Consider the following 1,640-nt stretch of genomic DNA (forward strand, 5'->3'; position numbering starts at 1 on the left):
CCTTTCGCCCCGAACCGCAGCCCATCCATCAGCAGCTTCACCAGCCGTCCCGAGCGCTCGCGCCAGTCGGGCGTGCTGGGGGCGGAGTAGATGCCGCCGAGCGCGTGCATGACGTCGGAGGCGTCGACGTCGGCGCGGATCTTGCCGACGGCGGCGGCCTGCTCGACCAGCTTGCGCAGCGCGCCCGAGACGCGGCCGGAGGTGTCGGAGAACAGCGTGGAGTTGGTCGAGAGCAGCAGCCGCAGGCTGGTGGCGAGGCCGCGCTTGGTGGCGATGTAGTCGACGAAGCGCTGCATCCAGAGTTCCAGCGCGACATCGGCCGGGTGCCGCTCGGCGAGCTCGTCGGCCGCGTGGCAGAGCCCTTCCACCTCGCGGCGGTAGACCACCTCGACCAGATGCTCGCGCGTCGGGAAATGCCGGTAGAGCGTGCCGATGCCGACCCCTGCCCGGCGCGCGATATCCTCCAGCGAGGTATCCACGCCCGCTTCCGCGAAAGCCTGCGCGGCGACCTCGACCAGCTTGTCGCGGTTGCGCTTGGCATCGGCGCGCAAAGGCTTTGGCGCCGGCGTCTTGCGCGTCGCCTGGGCGGTCGTCTCCTGCTCGGTCACTTTTTTCTCCACTCGCGCAATATGGGGGGTTGAACCATGGCTGGCCAGACCCCACGTAAATAAACGGAGGCACCTCCGCTTTAGTGGAGTGCTTTTATCATATAACCAGGGGAAGCGGTATGTCACGTGTTGAACGACGGAAAGCTTTGCCTGGTGGCTGGAGTGTGGCGGAGCATTCTGCGACGCCTGTGGTTGGCGACGTTGCTCGTGAGTTCGTCATCCTAGGGCGAAGCAAGGAGCGAAGCGACGCGGCGCAGACCCTAGGATCCATGCCGTTACCTGCGAGCGCCGCAGCGGTTCAGAATTCTCGCCCGCCGCGTTCCACGGCAAACGTCACGGCATGGATCCTCGGGTCAAGCCCGAGGATGACGAATGGAGAGGTTGGCGGGACAGCACCCCCCTCTGCCCTGCCGGGCATCTCCCCCTCAAGGGGGGAGATTGGCAGCTTCCACGCCCCGCCTCTTCCCAAGGCACTGCCCTTGCCCCCCTCCTCCCAAGCCCCATTTCCATCCGCCTAGCGTCCAGCAGATTGGAGCCCGACGCCCGATGAACGACCAAGTCACCATCAGTCCCACCACGCTCTCCATCCATCTCACCATCAACGGCCGCGACCACGCGCTCGACGTCGAGCCGCGCGTCACCCTGCTCGACGCGCTGCGCGAGCGGCTTCATCTCACCGGCACCAAGAAGGGCTGCGACCAGGGCCAGTGCGGCGCCTGCACCGTGCATGTCGACGGTGAGCGGGTGCTGGCCTGCCTGACCCTGGCCGCCCAGGTCGAGGGCCGCTCGATCACGACCATCGAAGGGCTGGCCGACCAGGATGGTACGCTGCATGCCGTGCAGGCGGCCTTCCTTGGACAGGACGCTTTCCAGTGCGGCTATTGCACGCCGGGACAGATCATGTCGGCGGTGGCCTGCATCCGCGAGGGCCATGCCGGCTCCGACGAGGAAATCCGCGAATACATGGCCGGGAACCTGTGCCGCTGCGGGGCCTATCCCAACATCGTCGCCGCTATCCGCCAGGCCGCACAG

2 protein-coding genes are annotated in these 1,640 nt (G+C 66.8%); one reads left to right on the forward strand and one right to left on the reverse strand.

What is annotated here, in order from left to right; genetic code table 11:
* On the reverse strand, positions 1-608 hold a 608-nt coding region (locus Q0L57_RS14655), incomplete at its 3' end, for a TetR/AcrR family transcriptional regulator (protein ID WP_296743742.1).
* A 546-nt stretch (positions 609-1,154) separates the two neighbouring features.
* Between Q0L57_RS14655 and Q0L57_RS14660 the strand changes: the two genes are divergently transcribed.
* On the forward strand, positions 1,155-1,640 hold a 486-nt coding region (locus Q0L57_RS14660), incomplete at its 3' end, for a (2Fe-2S)-binding protein (RefSeq protein ID WP_296743744.1).

It is taken from the genome of Mesorhizobium sp. (assembly GCF_024509055.1).
GTDB lineage: Bacteria > Pseudomonadota > Alphaproteobacteria > Rhizobiales > Rhizobiaceae > Mesorhizobium.